Below are 17,745 nucleotides of genomic sequence, written 5' to 3' on the forward strand. Positions count from 1 at the left end.
AGAATCCGCCTCCGCTCCGGCACCCCGTGTGCCGGGCAGGTGGCCAATGGGAAGGTCAGTAACCGTGCATTACGCAGCAGCGGGTGGCGGGGCCGGCAGCTTCACGCCGATCCTGATGATCGCCCTGCTCTTCGGTGTCATGTACTTCATGATGATCCGTCCCCAGCAGAAGCGCCGCCGCGAGGCGGCGTCGATGCAGTCCAACCTCGGCCCCGGCGACGAGGTCGTGACCATCGGCGGGCTCTACGGCACGGTCACCGGCATCGAGGACGACAGCGTCCTGCTGGAGGTCGCCCCGGGCGTGCAGACCCGGTACGCCCGGCCGGCCATCGCCCGGGTGGTCACCCGCGCGGAGCTGCCGAGCGAGCCGGCCACCGAGGACGCGGACACCGTCAAGGAGTGACCCCTCCCTCCCGGGGGTGGCGGGTCCGGCGTACGGCCGGCCCACGGCCCTCGGGCCGCCGCGCCCGACGGGGCAGCGGACGTGACGTGAAAACTGGATAGTTGGGTCGACGCCGGGCGTCGGCACGTTCCCGTGACCGTCGGCGTCCCGCGCCGGCGCGTACGGCCACCGTGTCGGCCCCTCGCCGGCCCAGGTCAAACCCGTCGGCCGGGACCCCCGGCCCGACACCCGCCGCCGCCGCGCGCAGCGGCGCGACCGTACAGGGAGACAGGACAACCGTGGCACCACCTCAGGGACAGATGCGGCCCGGCCGGCAGCTCGCCGTGCTCGGGTTCATCTTCGTCGTCCTCTACCTATTGGTGTTCTTCGCGGGCGGCGCCAGCGGGAGCTTCAAGGACCGGCTAGAGCCCAAGCTCGGCCTGGACCTGATCGGCGGCACCCGGATGACGCTGGAGGCGACCAACAGCGTCGACGGCAAGCCCCCGACGGCGGAAAACCTCGAGGAGGCCCGCCAGATCATCGAGAGCCGGGTCAACGCGTTCGGCGTGGCCGAGGCCGAGGTGGTCACCGAGGGCAACCGCAACATCGTCATCTCCCTGCCCGGTGAAAACCGGGACCTCACCGACGTGGGCAGCGCCGCCGAGCTGCGCTTCCGCAAGGTGCTCAAGGCCGCCGACGGCAGCGGGACGGCCGCGGTGCCGCCGCCCGCCGCCACGCCGGCCCCCTCGGGCAGCGCAAGCCCGACCCCGTCCGGCAGCGCGTCGCCGACCCCGTCGGGCAGCGCCGCGCCGAAGGTGACCACGTCGCCGAGCGGCGGGCAGGGCGGGATGGCGCCGACGCCCAGCGCCAGCGCCAGCGCCAGCGCCACGCCGACCCCGTCGGCCTCGGCCTCGCCGAGTGCCGCCACCCCGTCGCCGAGCGCCAGCGAGGAGCCGGTGCCGGCCAGCATCGAGGAGCAGCGCAAGGCCGTCGAGCAGAAGGTCGGGGCTCCCACCTGGCAGGCCGCCAGCGGGTTGCAGGCGCCGGCCGACCTGACCGCCGAACCGTCGCTGGCCGACAAGCTCAAGCCGTTCGGCACGCTGTCGCCGCAGGAGGTGGCGGTGCTGCCGGCGCAGATGCAGTTCAACGTGCCGACGATCAGCTGTGCACAGCTCGACAAGCGCCCGCCGGCGTCGATCTCCGACCCGAAGCAGCAGGTGGTCTCCTGCGAGGACGGCGCTTCCAAGTACCTGCTCGACCAGGCCAAGGTGCTGGGCACCGACGTGGACGACGCCGACGCGGTGCTCGACCAGACCAACGCCTGGGTGGTCAGCCTGGACTTCACCGGCGACGGCCAGGGCAAGTGGACCGCCCTCACCCGTGAGGCGTTCAACAACGAGGGCCAGGCCTGCGACGCGACCGCGCTGGGCCAGGACGGCAAGTGCCGGGTGGCCGTCGTGCTGGACAACGAGATCGTCTCCTCGCCGGAGATCCAGGGCGTGCTGACCGGCAACTCCCAGATCACCGGCAACTTCACCCAGAAGGACGCGAGCACGCTCGCCGGCCAGCTCCGCTACGGCGCGCTGCCGGTGACCTTCGAGCCGCAGGAGTCGCAGAACGTCACCGCCACGCTGGGTGCCAGCCACCTGCGGGCCGGTCTGCTCGCGGCCGGCATCGGCATGCTGCTGGTCATCATCTACGCGTTCTTCTACTACCGGCTGCTCGGCTCGGTGATCTTCCTGAGCCTGATCCTCTCCGCGCTGCTGGTCTTCGGCGCGCTGGTGGTGCTCGGCCGGCAGATCGGCTTCACGCTCACCCTCGCCGGCATCGCCGGCATGATCGTCTCGCTCGGTGTGGCGGCGGACTCGTTCGTCATCTACTTCGAACGGTTGAAGGACGAGATCCGGGAGGGGCGCAGTCCGCGTAGCGCGGTGCCCCGGGCCTGGATCCGGGCCCGCCGGACGATCATCTCGGCCAACGCGATCACCCTGCTCTCCGCGGTGGTGCTCTACGTGGTCTCGGTCGGCACGGTCAAGGGCTTCGCGTTCGCCCTCGGCCTGGCCACCGTGCTGGACCTGGTCGTGGTCTTCCTCTTCCGGCACCCGATCATGACGATGTTCGCCCGGACCCGGGCGTTCCTGTCCCCGCGGGTCAGCGGTCTGGGCCGGGCTCTTCCGGCCCGCAGCCAGCAGACTCAGACTCAACCCCGCAACCCGCGCGCCAAGGAGGCCTGAGATGGCTCAGAACGGTCTGGCGAGCCGCCTCTACAACGGCGAGGCCGGTCTCAACGTCGTCGGTCGACGCAAGCTCTGGTTCGGCGTCGCCGGGGTCCTGGTCCTGATCGCGATCCTCAGCTTCTCGATTCGTGGGTTCAGCCTCGGCATCGAGTTCGCCGGCGGCAACTCGTTCCAGGTGCCGGCCAGCGTCGGCACCCTGGAGCAGGCCGAGGAGGAGGTCAACTCCGCCCTCGCCGCCGAGAACACCGGCGTCGAGGTGGCCACCGCGCAGAAGGTCGGCGGCCCTGGCGGCGACTCCTACGAGTTGCGCACCGGGCAGCTCTCCGCCGAGCAGGCCAATGCCGTCAAGGCCCAGATCGCCGAGGATCTCGGCATCGATGTCGGCCAGATCAGCGGCAACCAGGTCAGCGAGGCGTGGGGCAGCCAGGTCACCGAGCGGGCCGTCCTCGGCCTGGTCATCTTCATCGCGCTGGTGATGGTCTACCTGATCCTGCGGTTCGAGTGGCGGATGGCGGTCGCCGCCGTCTCCTCGCTGTTCATGAACCTGATCCTCACCGCCGGCATCTACTCGCTGGTCGGCTTCGAGGTCACCCCGTCAACGATCATCGGTTTCCTCACGATCCTGGGCTTCGCGCTCTACGACGTGGTGGTGGTCTTCGACAAGGTCCAGGAGAACACCCGGGGCATCACCGCCAACAACAACCAGACGTACGGCGAGGCGGCCAACCTGGCCGTCAACCAAAGCCTGATGCGGTCGCTGAACACCTCGGTGGTCGCCCTGCTGCCCGTCGGTGGTCTGCTCTTCATCGGCGCCGGCCTGCTCGGCGCCGGCACGCTGAAGGACCTCGGCCTGGTGCTGTTCGTCGGTATGGCGGTGGCGTTCCTGACCTCCATCCTGGTGGCCACGCCGCTGCTGGCGCTGCTGAAGAACTACGACCCGCGGATCCAGGCCCACAACAAGCGGGTGCTGACCCGTCGGGGCGCGCTGTCCCGTGGCGAGATCACGCCGAAGGGTGCCCCGAGCCCGGGCCAGGCCGACGGTGCGGAGACCCCGGTCGACCCGGACTCCGCCGCGCTGGCCGGCGCCGCCCCCAAGGTGGGCGCCCGGCCGACGGGTAAGCGGCCGACCGGCGCCCGGGGCGGTCGCCCCGGTGGCGGCGGCAACCGGCCGGGTGGCGCCAAGCGGCGCTGACCGGCGCCCCGGGGCGGACCCGGGAGGAAACACCCGAACGGCGTCCGGCATGCTGTGCGAGCAGCATCGCCGGACGCCGTCGTCGTTGGAAGGAAACGGAACAGCCGTGACGGAGACCCACAGCACCGCGGCGCGCGGGGACAGCGGCCCGGAGACCGCCCGGCTGGTGGCCAGCCGGGTGCTGGACGTGCCCGACTTCCCCCAGCCCGGTGTCATGTTCAAGGACCTGATGCCGCTGTTCGCCGACGGTAAGGCGTTCCGCGAGGTGACCGACGGGATCGTCGCGTACCACGGGCGGGACAGCTTCGACGTCGTGGTCGGCATCGAGGCTCGCGGGTTCGTCGTCGCGGCGGCAGTCGCGTACGCGGCCGGGGTGGGCGTGGTGCCGGTGCGCAAGGCCGGCAAGTTGCCCCGCCCGGCACACGCGGTGTCCTACGCCCTGGAGTACGGCGAAGCCACCCTGGAAGTGCACGAGGACGCCTTCACCGCCGGGCACCGGGTGCTGGTCGTCGACGACGTGCTGGCCACCGGCGGCACCGCCGAGGCGACGCTGGATCTGGTCGAGCGGGCCGGCGGGACCGTCACCGGCTTCACCGTGCTGCTGGAGCTCGCCTTCCTGGGTGCCCGCAAGCGGCTGGCCCCGCGTCCCGTCCATGCCCTGCTGACCGTTTGAACCCGGGCCCGTCGGACGGACCGGGCACCGACCGTCCGGCGGAGCGGCAGGGGACCGTCCGTGCGGGTAGCATTGCCCTTTGCTGACGCCGGCGGTCACGCCGTCCGGCGGCGCGAGACCAGGCCGGCCGACGTACGGCCGGTGCGTTCCGGCGAGCGGTGAGGAGGCCGGTGTCCCACGATGTCGTCCCTCCGGTGGAGGGCACGGTGCACCCGACAGGCGACGCTGACGGCTCGGTGACGGAGCGGAACGGTGACGCGCCGACCAGGGTGACGGGCGCCGGCAACGGCACCAGCAAGGCTCCGGCCGAGGGCGCGGTGCGTCCGACCGTGGCGGTGCCGAGCGCGGAGGCGTCCCCCGGTGCCGACGGGGTCGTGGTCCCGTTCCCGACCGACGCCGGCGTCGAGCCGCTGCCCAGCGGCGGCTTCGGGCTGTCCAACGCGCCCACCGGGCGGCGGGTCCGGGCCCGGCTCGCGCGGTTCAACGCGCCGTGGCAGACCTCGCAGGTCAGCGAGGTGCTCGAACCGCTCATCGCCAGCCACCGGGAGAACCACCCGAAGGCCGACGCCCGGCTGCTCCAGCGCGCCTTCGACACGGCCGCGCGGTGGCACTCCGGGCAGTACCGCAAGTCCGGCGACCCGTACATCACCCACCCGCTCGCGGTGGCGACCATCCTGGGCAACCTCGGTATGGACACCACCACGCTGGTCGCCGCGCTGCTGCACGACACCATCGAGGACACCGAATACACCCTCGACCAGATGCGCGCCGACTTCGGCGGCGAGGTCGCCCTGCTGGTCGACGGCGTCACCAAGCTGGACAAGGTCAAGCTGGGCGACGCGGCCAAGGCCGAGACGATCCGCAAGATGGTCGTGGCCATGGCCAAGGACCCGCGGGTGCTGGTGATCAAGTTGGCCGACCGGCTGCACAACATGCGCACCCTGACCTTCCTGCCCCGGCCTAAGCAGGAGCAGAAGGCCAAGGAGACGCTGGAGATCCTGGCCCCGCTGGCCCACCGGCTCGGTATGAACACGATCAAGTGGGAGCTGGAGGATCTCGCCTTCGGCACGCTGTTCCCGAAGCGCTACGAGGAGATCAACCGGCTGATCGGGGAGCACCAGCCGCAGCGCGAGGCGCTGCTGCGGCAGGTGACGCAGAAGGTGCAGACCGACCTCAAGGCCGCCAAGATCAAGGCGGAGACCACCGGCCGGCCGAAGCACCTCTACTCGATCTACCAGAAGATGATCGTGCGGGGTCGCGACTTCAACGACATCTACGACCTGGTCGGCGTGCGGATCCTGGTCGACACGGTTCGGGACTGCTACGCCGCGCTGGGCGTGATCCACGCCAACTGGCAGCCGGTGCCGGGCCGGTTCAAGGACTACATCGCGATGCCCAAGTTCAACATGTACCAGTCGTTGCACACGACGGTCATCGGGCCTACCGGCAAGCCGGTGGAGATGCAGATCCGCACGTACGCGATGCACCGCACCGCGGAGTTCGGCATCGCCGCGCACTGGAAGTACAAGGAGCACAAGGGCACCCAGATCGTCGGCCCGCCGGCGCACATCGACGAGATGACCTGGCTGCGGCAACTGCTGGACTGGCAGCGCGAGGCGGCCGACCCGAGCGAGTTCCTGGACGCGCTGCGCTTCGACCTGTCCAGCCAGGAGGTGTACGTCTTCACCCCGAAGGGTGACGTCATCCCGCTGCCGACCGGCTCGACGCCGGTGGACTTCGCGTACGCGGTGCACACCGAGGTCGGGCACAAGTGCATCGGCGCGCGGGTCAACGGCAAGTTGGTGCCGTTGGAGTCGACGCTCTCCAACGGCGACGTGATCGAGATCTTCACCTCGAAGTCCGAGACCGCCGGCCCGACCCAGGACTGGTTGGGCTTCGTCAAGAGCCCGCGTGCGCGTACGAAGATCCGCCAGTACTTCAACAAGGAGCGGCGCGAGGAGGCGATCGAGGCCGGCAAGGACGCGATCGTCAAGGCGATGCGCAAGCAGGGCATGCCGTTGCAGCGGATGCTCACCTCCGACGCGCTGATGTCGATCGCCCGGGACCTGCACCTGGCCGACGTGGCCTCGCTCTACGCGGCGGTCGGCGACAGCCAGGTCTCCGCGCAGTCGGTGGTGCAGAAGCTGATGGCCGCGTACGGGGGCGAGGAGGGCGCGGCGGAGGACATCGCCGAGACCGCCGTCGCCACCCGGCCGCCGCGCAGCCGGCAGAGCAGCGCCGATCCCGGCGTGGTGGTCCGGGGCGTCAGTGACGTCTGGATCAAGCTGGCCCGCTGCTGCACCCCGGTGCCACCGGATTCGGTGTTCGGCTTCGTCACCCGCTCCGGCGGGGTGAGCGTGCACCGCGACGACTGCGCCAACGCGGAGGACCTGCGGGCGCAGAGCGAGCGGGTGGTCGAGGTGAGCTGGAAGCTCACCTCCGCCTCGACGTTCCTGGTGGCCATCCAGGTGGAGGCTCTGGACCGGCACAAGTTGCTGGCCGACGTCACCCGGGTGCTCTCCGAGGAGCGGGTCAACATCCTCTCCGCCACCGTCACCACCACCCGCGACCGGGTGGCGGTGAGCCGGTTCAGCTTCGAGATGGCCGACCCGAAGCACCTGGGCCACCTGCTGGCCACGGTTCGCAAGGTCGACGGCGTCTTCGACGCCTACCGGGTCACCTCCGGCGCCTGACCGCCTGCGCCGCGTACCCCTGCGGCAACGAGTCTCCGGACACGGAAGCGCCCGCCGGCTCAGCCGGCGGGCGCTTCGTCGTCTCCTCGGGCGTCAGCCCTGCGGCGCGCTCATCGTGAGGTCGTTGATGACGACCTCCTTCTTCGGGTGGCCACCGCCGGCCTGCTGCGCGAACGCCCCGTCGTCGCCGGCCTTGGCCACGTCCTTGACGATGTCCAGGCCACCGGTGATGGTCCCCAGCACCGTGTACGCGGGGTCCAGAGGCGAGTCGCCGTAGACGATGAAGAACTGGCTGCCGGTGCTGCCCGGCTGGCCCGAGTTGGCCATCGCGATGACGCCCTCCGGGTATGGCGGGCGCTTGTCGGTGGGCAGGTTCTCCTCGGGCAGCCGGTAGGTCGGGCCACCCGTGCCGTCGGTGTCCCGCCAGCCCTTGCCGGTGGCGCTCGGGTCACCGCACTGCAGCACCTTGATGCCCTCGGTCACCAGGCGGTGGCACTTGCTGTTGTCGAAGAAGTTCTTCTCCGCGAGGTGGGTGAAGCTGCCCGCCGTGCAGGGCACCAGCGATCGGTCGACCTTGGCGGTGATCGGGCCGAGATTCGTGGTGATCGTCATGGTCTGCACGCCGGTGCCGGACTGCTCGTTGCTCGGCAGCCCGACGTCCTTGACTTGTGGGCTCCGCTGGTCGGCGGGCAGCGCGTTGTAGGCGCACTCGGACGCGCCGGGTGCCTGGGCGGTGGTGTCGGTCTTGTCGTCGTCGCCGCCGAGGCTCATGGCCAGCCAGACGGTGCCGGCGACCACGAGCACCAGCGCGGCGGCCGCGCCGATGATCGCCTGCGTCTGCCGACGCTTGCGGGCCCTGGCCGCGCGCTCGGCCATCTCCTTCTCGAGCCGGGCGCGTGCCGCCGCGCGCTGCCGCTCTCTGGTGGACGTCACGCCTGGATCCTCCTGGCTGTCTGCTTCTGGGTGCCGCTCGGGTGGGGGTAGGGCCACCGGTCAGCCGGCGCTAGGGCTGCTGGCCGGGGCGCCGGAGGCCGACGGCGACGGTGCCGCGGCGGTGACCGGCTCACCAACGGTGAGGCTCTGGATCACCACGTCGGTCTTGGGCTTGACCTTGGCCCCCGTCCCATTGTCCACGGTCGGCAGGGCACCGATCTTCTCCACCACGTCCAGCCCGCCGGTCACCCGGCCGATCACGGGGTACTTCGGGTCGGTGGTGGTGAAGTCCTTGAAGAAAATCAGGAACTGGCTGCCGTTGCTGCCCGGCGGGTTGGAGATCATCGCCACGGTCCCCTTCGGGTACGTGGGCGGCTGGCCGGGTGCCGGGCTGGCCGACGGCGACGCCGACGGCACGGTCGGCACGTCCTCGTCGTAGAACGAGTAGGTGGGCCCGCCGAGGCCGGTGCCGCTGGGGTCGCCGCAGCGCAGCGCGCCGTCGGCGGTGATCTCGTGGCACTTGGTGTTGTCGTAGAACGACCGGCTCGCCAGGTGGGCGATGCTCGCCGCGGCACACGGTGAGTTGGTCAGACTCAACTCAGCGGTGATCGGCGCGCCCTGGTTGGTGGTCACGGTCATCGCCCGGGTGCCGTCGGTGGGCAGGTCCTTCGTCGCCGGCGTGCCGACGTCCTTGAGGTTGGTGTTGGCCGTCGCGTCCTGCGGCGTCCAGAGGCAGGTGTCCGCCGCGGCCGTGTTCTGCTTCGGGTCGGAGTCGAACGCGCCCAGTGCCCACGCCGAGCCGGCCACGATCACCGCGAGGACCAGGAAGGCGCCAACGCCGGCCTGGATCTGCCGACGGCGCCGCGTTGCGGCGGCCCGGCGGGCCAACTGCCGGTCGAGCTTGGCCCGCGCCAGTTTGCGCTGCCGGTCCCTGCTGGAAGCCACCCGTGCTCCCCTTTCCTCTACCTGGTCGTCGCCGGCGGCCGGGCGTCCCGGCCCGTCCGGGCGTCACGTGTGCCGCGCCACACGCCCGGCAGAGTGTACGGCTAGCGACTGGGAATGTGGTGTACGAGGTCCACCCGTCCGCCAGCAGCCCTTATCGGGCGATGTCACTGTGCCCGGCGGGGCGGGTGGGACGGACGCGGCAAACCGGCTCGCCCCGCCGGTTAGGCTGCTGGGCAGGACGACAGCTCGACGGAAGGACAGCGCCCGTGCTCGTGGCCGGCTTTCCCGCGGACGCCTTCGGCACCAACTGCTATGTGGTGGCCACGGCACCGGGGGAGCAGTGCGTGGTGGTCGACCCCGGCATCGGGGTGCTCGACCAGCTCGACGCCCTGCTCGCCGAGCACCGCCTGCACCCGGCCGCCGTGCTGCTCACCCACGGCCACCTGGACCACACCTTCTCGGTCGCGCCGGTCTGCGGCGCCCGCGGCATCACCGCGTACGTGCACCCCGGCGACCGGGAGATGCTGGCCGACCCGGCCAAGGGCCTCTCGACCGACCTGACCTCGCTCTTCGGCGGCCGGCTGAGCTACACCGAGCCGGAGGACGTGGCGGAGCTGACCGACGGCGCCACCCTCGCGCTGGCCGGTCTGGAGATCGCCGTCGACCACGCCCCGGGCCATACCGGCGGGTCGGTGCTGTTCCGGCTGCCTGGCGCGGGCTCGGGCTGGGACGCCGAGGAGCTGTGCCTCTCCGGTGACGTGCTCTTCGCCGGCTCGATCGGCCGCACCGACCTGCCCGGCGGGAGCATGCCCGCGATGCTCACCAGCCTGCGCGACAAGATCCTTCCGCTGGCCGACGACACGGTCGTGCTGCCCGGCCACGGCCCCAGCACGACCATCGGCCGCGAGCGGGCCAGCAACCCGTACCTCATCGAGGTGGCGCAGGTCGGCGGCGGCCGACCGGCGGCGCCCACCCGGGGCCTCTAGATCTCCTCCGCGCCGTGCGCGGACCCACGACAGCACCGCGCCCAGACGCGGGACCGCAAGGAGTACTCCGATGAGCAAGCCCACGCCCATCTCCGGCTTCCCGGAGTGGACCCCCGGCCAGCGGATGATCGAGCAGTTCGTGCTCGACAAGATCCGGGCCACGTTCGAGCTGTACGGCTTCGCCCCGCTGGAGACGCGCGCGGTGGAGCCGCTGGACCAGCTGCTGCGCAAGGGCGAGACCTCGAAGGAGGTCTACGTGATCCGGCGGCTGCACGCCGACGCTGAGGGCGCGGGCGGCGACGACCAGCTCGGCCTGCACTTCGACCTCACCGTGCCGTTCGCCCGGTACGTGCTGGAGAACGCCGGCAAGCTGGCCTTCCCGTTCCGCCGCTACCAGATCCAGAAGGTGTGGCGGGGCGAGCGGCCGCAGGAGGGGCGCTACCGGGAGTTCGTCCAGGCCGACATCGACATCGTCGACCGGGACACTCTGGCCCCGCACCACGAGGCGGAGATGCCGCTGGTGATCGGGGACGCGCTGCGCACGCTGCCGATCCCGCCGGTGACGATCCAGGTCAACAACCGCAAGATCTGCGAGGGCTTCTACCGGGGCATCGGGCTGACCGACCCGGAGGCGACGCTGCGCGCGGTGGACAAGCTCGACAAGATCGGCCCGGCGAAGGTGGCCGAGCTGCTGGCCCAGACCGCCGGGGCGAGCGAGGCGCAGGCCAAGGCGTGCCTCGCGCTGGCCGAGATCTCCGCCCCGGACGCGTCGTTCGCCGACGCGGTGCGCGCGCTGGGGGTCGACGACCCGCTGCTGACCGAGGGCATCGAGGAGCTGGTGCGGGTGGTGGAGACCGCCGCCGAGCACTCGCCCGGCCTGTGCGTGGCCGACCTGCGCATCGCCCGTGGCCTGGATTACTACACCGGCACGGTCTACGAGACGCAGCTGCGCGGCTACGAGCGTTTCGGCTCGATCTGCTCCGGCGGCCGGTACGACAACCTGGCCAGCGCCGGCGCCACCTCGTACCCCGGCGTGGGCATCTCGATCGGCGTGACCCGGCTGCTCGGGCTGCTCTTCGGCGCGGGGGAGCTGTCGATCTCCCGCGAGGTGCCGACGGCCGTGCTGGTCGCGGTGAGCAGCGAGGAGCGGCGTTCGGCCAGCAACCGGGTGGCCGAGGCGCTGCGGCGGCGCGGGGTGCCGACCGAGGTGTCGCCGAGCGCGGCGAAGTTCGGCAAGCAGATCCGCTACGCGGAGCGGCGCGGCATCCCGTACGTCTGGTTCCCGGGTGTCGACGGTGCGCCGGACGAGGTGAAGGACATCCGTTCCGGTGAGCAGGTCACGGCCGGTGCGGGGGAGTGGATGCCGCCCCGCGAGGACGTGAAACCGGCGGTTGGCTGAGCGTTCCACTGGCGCGTACGGCCGCGGGGACCTACGGTAGCGTAAGTTACGCCACCGTAGGGAGTTTCTTGTGACCGTGAGCACCACGCTGAGTCAGACCGCACTGCTCGTCGAGTTGGAGCCGGTTGTCGCGCGCAACCTGGACCGCCACCTCTCGCTGGCCAAGGAGTGGTTCCCGCACGAGTACGTGCCGTGGAGCGAGGGTCGTACCTTCGACGGGCCGCTCGGCGGCGAGGCGTGGTCGCCGACCGACTCCACCATCCCCGACGTGGCCCGCACGGCGCTGATCGTCAACCTGCTGACCGAGGACAACCTGCCCTCGTACCACCACGAGATCGCCACCCTGTTCGGTCGGGACGGCGCGTGGGGCACCTGGGTGCACCGGTGGACCGCGGAGGAGGGCCGGCACGGCACGGCGATCCGCGACTACCTGACGGTCACCAGGGCGGTCGACCCGGTGGCGCTGGAGCGGGCCCGGATGACGCACATGTCCGAGGGCTACGAGAACGTGCACGGTGACGAGGTGCTGCACTCGCTGGCGTACGTCTCGTTCCAGGAGCTGGCCACCCGGATCTCGCACCGCAACACCGGCAAGGCCACCGGCGACCCCGCCTGTGAGGCGCTGTTGGCCCGGGTGGCCGCCGACGAGAACCTGCACATGGTCTTCTACCGCAACCTGCTCGCCGCCGCGTTCGAGCTGGCCCCGAGCCAGGCCATGCGGGCCGTCGCCGACGTGGTGGCCGACTTCCAGATGCCGGGCAACGGCATCGAGGGGTTCGCCCGCAAGTCGGTGGCGATCGCCCTGGCCGGCATCTACGACCTGCGCCAGCACCGCGACGAGGTGCTGCTGCCGGTGTTGCGCCAGTGGGACGTCTTCAACGTGACCGGCCTGAACGCCGACGGCGAGGCCGCCCGCGAACAGCTGGCCGGCCAACTCGACACGCTGGAGCGCGCCGCCGCCCGCTTCGAGGAGAAGCGCGACGCCCGCGCCTCCCGCCTGGCCCTGCGCTGAACCCCACCCAGCTGGCTGCCCGCTGCCACGCCCACCCTCGTTGATCACGAGGTTGACGGTTGGTCGATGTCCAGATCGTCCGTCAACCTCGTGGCCGGCCGGTGGAAGGTCAGGCCGGCGGGTCGAGGGGGAAGAGCAGGCAGGTGCTGGTGGCGTGGGCGATGAGACGGGAGTCGGCGTCGGTGAGGCGGGCCTCGGCCAGGGACGTGCGGCGGCCCCGCTGGAGCACGGTGCCCTCGCAGCGCAGGATTCCGCTGTCGACGGTGACCGGGCGGAGGAACTTCACGTTGAGGTCCAGCGAGGTGTAGCCGACGCCGGCGGGCAACGTGGTGTGCACGGCGCAGCCGGCGGCGGTGTCCAGCAGGGTGGAGATGACGCCACCGTGGACGGTGCCCAGCGGGTTGTAGTGGAACTCCTGCGGGACCAGTTCGACCGTGACCCGGCCCTCGTCGGCCTCCATCCGCGCCATGTCGATCAGGTGCATCACCGGCGGCGCGGCCAGCTCCCCGGCGATCATCGCCCGGAGCAGGTCGAGGCCGGCGCGTCGACCGACCTGCGGCGCGTTGGCCGCCGGGTCCGACCAGGTGAAGGTACGGCTGCGCGTCGGCTCCTGCGTCTGTGTCATGGACGCAGCCTCGCAGCACGTTGCTGAGTCTGTCAATCAGACTTAGCCTGGTCGGATGAAACCCGCGGCACTGGACTGGTCGGTGGAGAACTGCACCATCGCCCGCGCGATGGAGATCCTCGGTGAGCGGTGGACCCTCGTGGTGCTCCGCGAGGTGTTCAACGGCGTACGCCGCTTCGACGACATGCGGGTGCGCACCGGGATCCCACGCCAGGTGCTGACCAACCGGCTGGCCGCCCTGGTGGAGCAGGGCGTGCTGCGCCGCGAGCCGTACCGCGAGCCGGGCAGCCGGCTACGCCACGAGTACCGGCTGACGGAGAAGGGCCTGGACCTGTGGCCGGTGCTGGTCGCCGTGCTCGGGTGGGGCGACCGCCACCTCGCCGACCCGGAGGGCTCACCGATCAGCGTGGGTCACCGGGACTGCGGCGCGGAGGTGCGCGTCGAGCTGCGCTGCGCGGACGGGCACGAGGTGAGCCGGCACCGCGACGTCGTGCCCCGGCCGGGCCCCGGCGCCCGTCGCCGTACCCCCTGACGCGGACCGCCGCCCGCCGTCCGTTGCCGCGCTGCGGCGTCTAACGGCAGGTGGTGTCCGGAAGGGATCCGGCGGTGGTTCGGTGTGACGGTGGGCGTCCGCGAGCGTGTCCGAGGTGTTGCGGCCATGTGACCGGCGCGGATCGGCGAATCCGGGTGAAACAGGTCTTGCGAATGATCTTATGCATGTGAATACTTCAGTTCACTTGGCCGGTTTTCCCAGATCGGCCGGGTGGCCCCCGCGGGTTCGCCACCCCGGCGAGACCCGTTCCCCCGCCCAGGAGGTTTGTTACATGCGAACCACGAGGTCATCACTCCGTGTTGCGGCCACCGCCGCCGTGGCCGGAGCCCTGGTTGCCGGCTCGCTCATCGGCGCGCCCGCCCAGGCCGCCCCCGCCGCCTCGCCCGATGCCGCCGCCGCCCTCTCCGCACAGCTCGGCGACAGCTCCGCCGGCTCGTACATCGACGCCAGCGGCAAGTCCGTCGTCACCGTGACCGACGCGGTCGCCGCCCGCAAGGCGAGCAACGCCGGCGCCACCGTCCGGTACGTCACCCGTGGCGCCGCCGAGCTCAACCGGGCCACCGCGGACCTGGAGCGCTCGGCCAAGATCCCGGGCACCGCGTGGTGGAGCGACCCGGTCACCAACCAGGTCGTCGTCTCCGTGGACAGCACCGTCACCGGTGCCAAGCTGGAGCGGGTCAAGGCCACCGCCGCGCGGGCCAACGGCGCGGTCCGGGTCGAGGCCGAGGCGGGCGTGCTGAGCACCCGCATCTCCGGCGGCCAGGCCATCTACGCCGGCGGTGGCGGGCGCTGCTCGCTCGGCTTCAACGTGCGCAGCGGCAGCACCTACTACTTCCTGACCGCCGGGCACTGCACCAACATCTCGGCGAGCTGGTACTCGAACTCCGGGCAGACCTCGCTGATCGGCACCCGTACCGGCACCAGCTTCCCGGGCAACGACTACGGCATCGTGCGGCACAGCAACTCCGCCAACGCCGCCGGTAACGTCTACCTCTACAACGGCAGCTACCGGGACATCACCGGCGCCGGCAACGCCTCCGTCGGCCAGTCGGTGCAGCGCTCCGGCAGCACCACCGGCCTGCGTTCCGGCTCGGTGAACGCGACCAACGCCACGGTGAACTACGCCGAGGGCTCGGTCTCCGGCCTGATCCGCACCAACGTCTGCGCCGAGCCGGGCGACAGCGGCGGCTCGCTGTTCAGCGGCGGCACCGCCCTGGGCATGACCTCCGGCGGTAGCGGCAACTGCCGCACCGGCGGCACCACCTACTTCCAGCCGGTCACCGAGGCGCTGAGCCGCTACGGCGTCAGCGTCTTCTGATCGATCCACCGCCCGCGGGCCGCCGGAGTCCTCCGGCGGCCCGCGCCGCGTGTGGGGCCCGCCTCACGCGAGCCGATCGGGCCCGTCCGCTGGTCGCAGGGGATCCGGGGGTACGACACCAGCCGCCGGCAGGGCCGGACCGACGGATGTGGCACCAGCGGTGGCCCACGCCAGATGCGCCTGCCGGGCCGAGATGACCGCCAGCAACGGCCAGAGCGACACGGCCACCGCCGTCACCCGCTCGGCCAACCCGGTCCGGGATCCGCTGGTCACCTCGAACGCGCTCCAGGCGAAGAGGGCGAGCAGCGCGAGCGTGGCGCTCAACCCCACGGTTCGGCGGAACGCCCACGGCGGCTGCGGAGCCTCCGGGTGCGCGGCGTTCGGGCCGCGCGGCAGCCGCAGCGCCGTGCCGGCCGGCCACAGCACCAGGGCGAGGACGGCCACCGTCGCCGCGATGCCGTGGCTGAGCGAACCGCCCACCGGCGGCCGGGGAAAGGCGACCAGCGCGATGGTGGCCACACCACCGATCGCGAGCAGGAAGCGGCTGGGCAGCCCGGCCGCGTGCAGCACGGCGGCCACCGCCAGGTAGCAGCAGCCGAGCAGCACCAGACAGGTGATCATGATCCAGGCGTCGGTGGCGTCCTGCCCCGCCAGCTCGCTGATGGTGTCCCGGATCGGGTCGTACCCGGCGGGCTGCCGGGCCTGCGCCACCGTCCAACCGGTCGCCAGCAGCACGGGTGCGGCCGCGGCCGTGGCGACGGCCCAGTTCGGTACGGCGCGCATTCGGCCACGTTAACCGTCGCGGCGGCCCGCGAACCGGGGTTCGCCGCGCTGCCCACCGACAGATCACCCGGCCTGCCGGGTGCCCCGGAACAACGACTGCCGCCCCTGACAGAATGCCGGTGAGGACTGTTCCACGATGAGGAGTTGCCAGCCGTGATCCGTACCCACAATGCCGGAAGCTTGCGCGCGACGGACGCCGGCACGACGGTGACGCTCGCCGGGTGGGTGGCCCGTCGGCGCGACCACGGCGGCGTCATCTTCGTCGACCTGCGCGACGGCTCCGGCGTGGTCCAGGTGGTGTTCCGCGAGGAGGACGCGCACGCGCTGCGCAACGAGTTCTGCGTGAAGGTCACCGGCGAGGTGACCCGCCGGCCGGCCGGCAACGAGAACCCGGAGCTGCCCACCGGTGAGGTCGAGGTGACCGCCGTCGAGCTGGAGGTGCTCTCCGAGGCGGCGCCGCTGCCGCTGCCGGTGGACGACCAGATCGAGGCCGGTGACGACATCCGGCTCAAGTACCGCTACCTGGACCTGCGCCGCAGTGGCCCGGCGAGCGCGCTGCGGCTGCGCTCGCGCGCCAGTCAGCTCGCCCGGGGCGTGCTGCACGAGCGGGACTTCCTGGAGATCGAGACGCCGACGCTGACCCGGTCGACGCCCGAGGGCGCCCGCGACTTCCTGGTCCCGGTCCGGCTCCAGCCGGGCAGCTGGTACGCGCTGCCGCAGTCGCCGCAGCTGTTCAAGCAGCTGCTGATGGTCGGCGGCATGGAGCGGTACTACCAGATCGCCCGCTGCTACCGGGACGAGGACTTCCGCGCCGACCGGCAGCCGGAGTTCACCCAGCTCGACATCGAGATGTCCTTCGTCACCGAGGACGACGTGATCGACCTCGGCGAGGCGATCGTCTCGACGCTCTGGAAGGACCTGGCGGGGCACGAGATCAGCCAGCCGATCCCGCGGATCACCTGGCACGACGCGATGTCCCGCTACGGCTCGGACAAGCCGGACCTGCGCTACGGCGTCGAGCTGACCGAGCTGACGGACTACCTGCGCGGCACCGAGTTCCGGGTCTTCGCCGGGGCGATCGACGCGGGCGGCTACGTCGGCGCGGTGGTGATGCCGGGTGGCGCGGCGCAGAGCCGCAAGGAGCTGGACGGCTGGCAGGACTGGGCGAAGGCGCGTGGCGCGCGCGGCCTGGCGTACGTGGTGCTGGACGCCGAGACCGGCGAGGCACGCGGCCCGGTGGCCAAGAACCTCTCCGCCGAGCACCTCGCCGGGCTCGCCGACACGGTCGGCGCCAAGCCGGGCGACGCGGTCTTCTTCGCCGCCAGCGCCACCACCCGGGAGGCGCAGGAGCTGCTCGGCGCCGCCCGGGTCGAGATCGCCAAGCGGGCCGGGCTGATCGACGAGAGCGCCTGGGCGTTCTGCTGGGTGGTCGACGCGCCGATGTTCGAGCGCACGGACGAGGGCGGCTGGACGGCGGTGCACCACCCGTTCACCTCGCCCAACGCCGAGTGGGTGGACAAGTTCGAGGAGGCGCCGGACCGGGCGCTGGCGTACGCGTACGACATCGTCTGCAACGGCAACGAGATCGGCGGTGGGTCGATCCGTATCCACCGGGGCGACGTGCAGAAGCGGGTCTTCGACCTGCTCGGCATCACCCCCGAGGAGGCGCAGGACAAGTTCGGCTTCCTGTTGGAGGCGTTCAAGTACGGCGCCCCGCCGCACGGCGGCATCGCGTTCGGCTGGGACCGGGTCTGCATGCTGCTCGCCGGCGCGGACTCGATCCGCGAGGTGATCGCGTTCCCGAAGACCCGTGGCGGCTTCGACCCGCTGACCGGCGCACCGACGCCGATCACCGCGCAGCAGCGCACCGAGGCCGGCGTCGACGCCAAGCCGAAGCCCCCGGCCACCGCGCACACCGGCACCGCCGGTCCCGCCGCCCCGGTCGCCGACCCGGTCTGACCGACCCACCCTGCACCTGCTTGGTTGATCAAGAGGTTTGCGTCATCATCGCTCG

15 protein-coding genes are annotated in these 17,745 nt (G+C 71.6%); 11 read left to right on the forward strand and 4 right to left on the reverse strand.

The window, feature by feature from the left end; translation table 11 throughout:
* Window positions 1-46 precede the first annotated feature (46 nt).
* The 5 genes from yajC (at window position 47) to ABZU69_RS11040 (ending at window position 7,177) form a co-directional block, all read left to right on the forward strand.
* The gene (yajC, locus tag ABZU69_RS11020) at window positions 47-403 is read left to right on the forward strand and encodes a preprotein translocase subunit YajC (protein ID WP_354964201.1); all 357 of its coding nucleotides are present in this window, start codon (window positions 47-49) and stop codon (window positions 401-403) included.
* A gap of 278 nt (window positions 404-681) precedes the next feature.
* A complete protein-coding gene (gene secD / locus ABZU69_RS11025; RefSeq protein ID WP_354964202.1) occupies window positions 682-2,616 on the forward strand; it encodes a protein translocase subunit SecD in 1,935 nt (644 codons plus the stop codon).
* Window position 2,617: 1 nt separating this feature from the next.
* A complete protein-coding gene (gene secF, locus ABZU69_RS11030; protein WP_354964203.1) occupies window positions 2,618-3,811 on the forward strand; it encodes a protein translocase subunit SecF in 1,194 nt (397 codons plus the stop codon).
* Window positions 3,812-3,917: 106 nt separating this feature from the next.
* Window positions 3,918-4,484 (forward strand): adenine phosphoribosyltransferase, encoded by a 567-nt coding sequence (locus ABZU69_RS11035; RefSeq protein ID WP_354964204.1) that lies wholly within the window; start codon window positions 3,918-3,920, stop codon window positions 4,482-4,484.
* Between the two features lie 194 nt (window positions 4,485-4,678).
* A complete protein-coding gene (locus ABZU69_RS11040; RefSeq protein WP_354964335.1) occupies window positions 4,679-7,177 on the forward strand; it encodes a bifunctional (p)ppGpp synthetase/guanosine-3',5'-bis(diphosphate) 3'-pyrophosphohydrolase in 2,499 nt (832 codons plus the stop codon).
* 93 nt (window positions 7,178-7,270) lie between these two features.
* Here the strand turns inward: ABZU69_RS11040 and ABZU69_RS11045 are convergent, their stop codons facing one another.
* Together ABZU69_RS11045 and ABZU69_RS11050 are read right to left on the reverse strand one after the other, a co-directional pair.
* Entirely contained in the window at window positions 7,271-8,110 is an 840-nt protein-coding gene (locus ABZU69_RS11045) for a peptidylprolyl isomerase (RefSeq protein ID WP_354964205.1), read from the reverse strand.
* A 60-nt stretch (window positions 8,111-8,170) separates the two neighbouring features.
* The gene (locus ABZU69_RS11050; RefSeq protein WP_354964206.1) at window positions 8,171-9,055 is read right to left on the reverse strand and encodes a peptidylprolyl isomerase; all 885 of its coding nucleotides are present in this window, start codon (window positions 9,053-9,055) and stop codon (window positions 8,171-8,173) included.
* A gap of 266 nt (window positions 9,056-9,321) precedes the next feature.
* Between ABZU69_RS11050 and ABZU69_RS11055 the strand changes: the two genes are divergently transcribed.
* The 3 genes from ABZU69_RS11055 (at window position 9,322) to ABZU69_RS11065 (ending at window position 12,452) form a co-directional block, all read left to right on the forward strand.
* Complete coding sequence (locus ABZU69_RS11055) at window positions 9,322-10,041, forward strand: MBL fold metallo-hydrolase (protein ID WP_354964207.1); 720 nt, start codon at window positions 9,322-9,324, stop codon at window positions 10,039-10,041.
* A 70-nt stretch (window positions 10,042-10,111) separates the two neighbouring features.
* Window positions 10,112-11,440, forward strand: coding sequence for a histidine--tRNA ligase (hisS, locus tag ABZU69_RS11060; RefSeq protein ID WP_354964208.1), 1,329 nt, complete (start codon window positions 10,112-10,114; stop codon window positions 11,438-11,440).
* Window positions 11,441-11,510: 70 nt separating this feature from the next.
* A complete protein-coding gene (locus ABZU69_RS11065) occupies window positions 11,511-12,452 on the forward strand; it encodes an acyl-ACP desaturase (RefSeq protein ID WP_354964209.1) in 942 nt (313 codons plus the stop codon).
* Window positions 12,453-12,561: 109 nt separating this feature from the next.
* Here the strand turns inward: ABZU69_RS11065 and ABZU69_RS11070 are convergent, their stop codons facing one another.
* Complete coding sequence (locus ABZU69_RS11070) at window positions 12,562-13,077, reverse strand: PaaI family thioesterase (protein WP_354964210.1); 516 nt, start codon at window positions 13,075-13,077, stop codon at window positions 12,562-12,564.
* A gap of 55 nt (window positions 13,078-13,132) precedes the next feature.
* Between ABZU69_RS11070 and ABZU69_RS11075 the strand changes: the two genes are divergently transcribed.
* The gene (locus tag ABZU69_RS11075) at window positions 13,133-13,609 is read left to right on the forward strand and encodes a helix-turn-helix domain-containing protein (protein WP_354964211.1); all 477 of its coding nucleotides are present in this window, start codon (window positions 13,133-13,135) and stop codon (window positions 13,607-13,609) included.
* 292 nt (window positions 13,610-13,901) lie between these two features.
* Window positions 13,902-14,948 carry a S1 family peptidase gene (locus ABZU69_RS11080; protein ID WP_354964212.1) on the forward strand — a complete coding sequence of 349 codons (1,047 nt, stop codon included), beginning with the start codon at window positions 13,902-13,904 and terminating at the stop codon, window positions 14,946-14,948.
* Window positions 14,949-15,011: 63 nt separating this feature from the next.
* On the opposite strand, the gene ABZU69_RS11085 is transcribed toward ABZU69_RS11080, so the two are convergent.
* A complete protein-coding gene (locus ABZU69_RS11085; RefSeq protein WP_354964213.1) occupies window positions 15,012-15,731 on the reverse strand; it encodes a DUF998 domain-containing protein in 720 nt (239 codons plus the stop codon).
* A gap of 153 nt (window positions 15,732-15,884) precedes the next feature.
* Here ABZU69_RS11085 and aspS point away from each other — a divergent pair, with 153 nt between their 5' ends.
* Complete coding sequence (gene aspS, locus ABZU69_RS11090; RefSeq protein ID WP_354964214.1) at window positions 15,885-17,690, forward strand: aspartate--tRNA ligase; 1,806 nt, start codon at window positions 15,885-15,887, stop codon at window positions 17,688-17,690.
* Window positions 17,691-17,745 lie beyond the last annotated feature (55 nt).

Source organism: Micromonospora sp. NPDC005206 (genome assembly GCF_040608175.1).
In the GTDB taxonomy this organism is placed as follows: Bacteria; Actinomycetota; Actinomycetes; order Mycobacteriales; family Micromonosporaceae; genus Micromonospora.

Excerpts from the sequence above, each read along its gene's own strand:
- yajC (WP_354964201.1), top strand. The coding sequence starts at position 47 with ATGGGAAGGTCAGTAACCGTGCATTACGCAGCAGCGGGTGGCGGGGCC.
- secF (WP_354964203.1), top strand. The coding sequence starts at position 2,618 with ATGGCTCAGAACGGTCTGGCGAGCCGCCTCTACAACGGCGAGGCCGGT.
- hisS (WP_354964208.1), top strand. The coding sequence starts at position 10,112 with ATGAGCAAGCCCACGCCCATCTCCGGCTTCCCGGAGTGGACCCCCGGC.
- ABZU69_RS11070 (WP_354964210.1), bottom strand. The coding sequence starts at position 13,077 with ATGACACAGACGCAGGAGCCGACGCGCAGCCGTACCTTCACCTGGTCG.
- ABZU69_RS11075 (WP_354964211.1), top strand. The coding sequence starts at position 13,133 with ATGAAACCCGCGGCACTGGACTGGTCGGTGGAGAACTGCACCATCGCC.
- ABZU69_RS11080 (WP_354964212.1), top strand. The coding sequence starts at position 13,902 with ATGCGAACCACGAGGTCATCACTCCGTGTTGCGGCCACCGCCGCCGTG.
- ABZU69_RS11085 (WP_354964213.1), bottom strand. The coding sequence starts at position 15,731 with ATGCGCGCCGTACCGAACTGGGCCGTCGCCACGGCCGCGGCCGCACCC.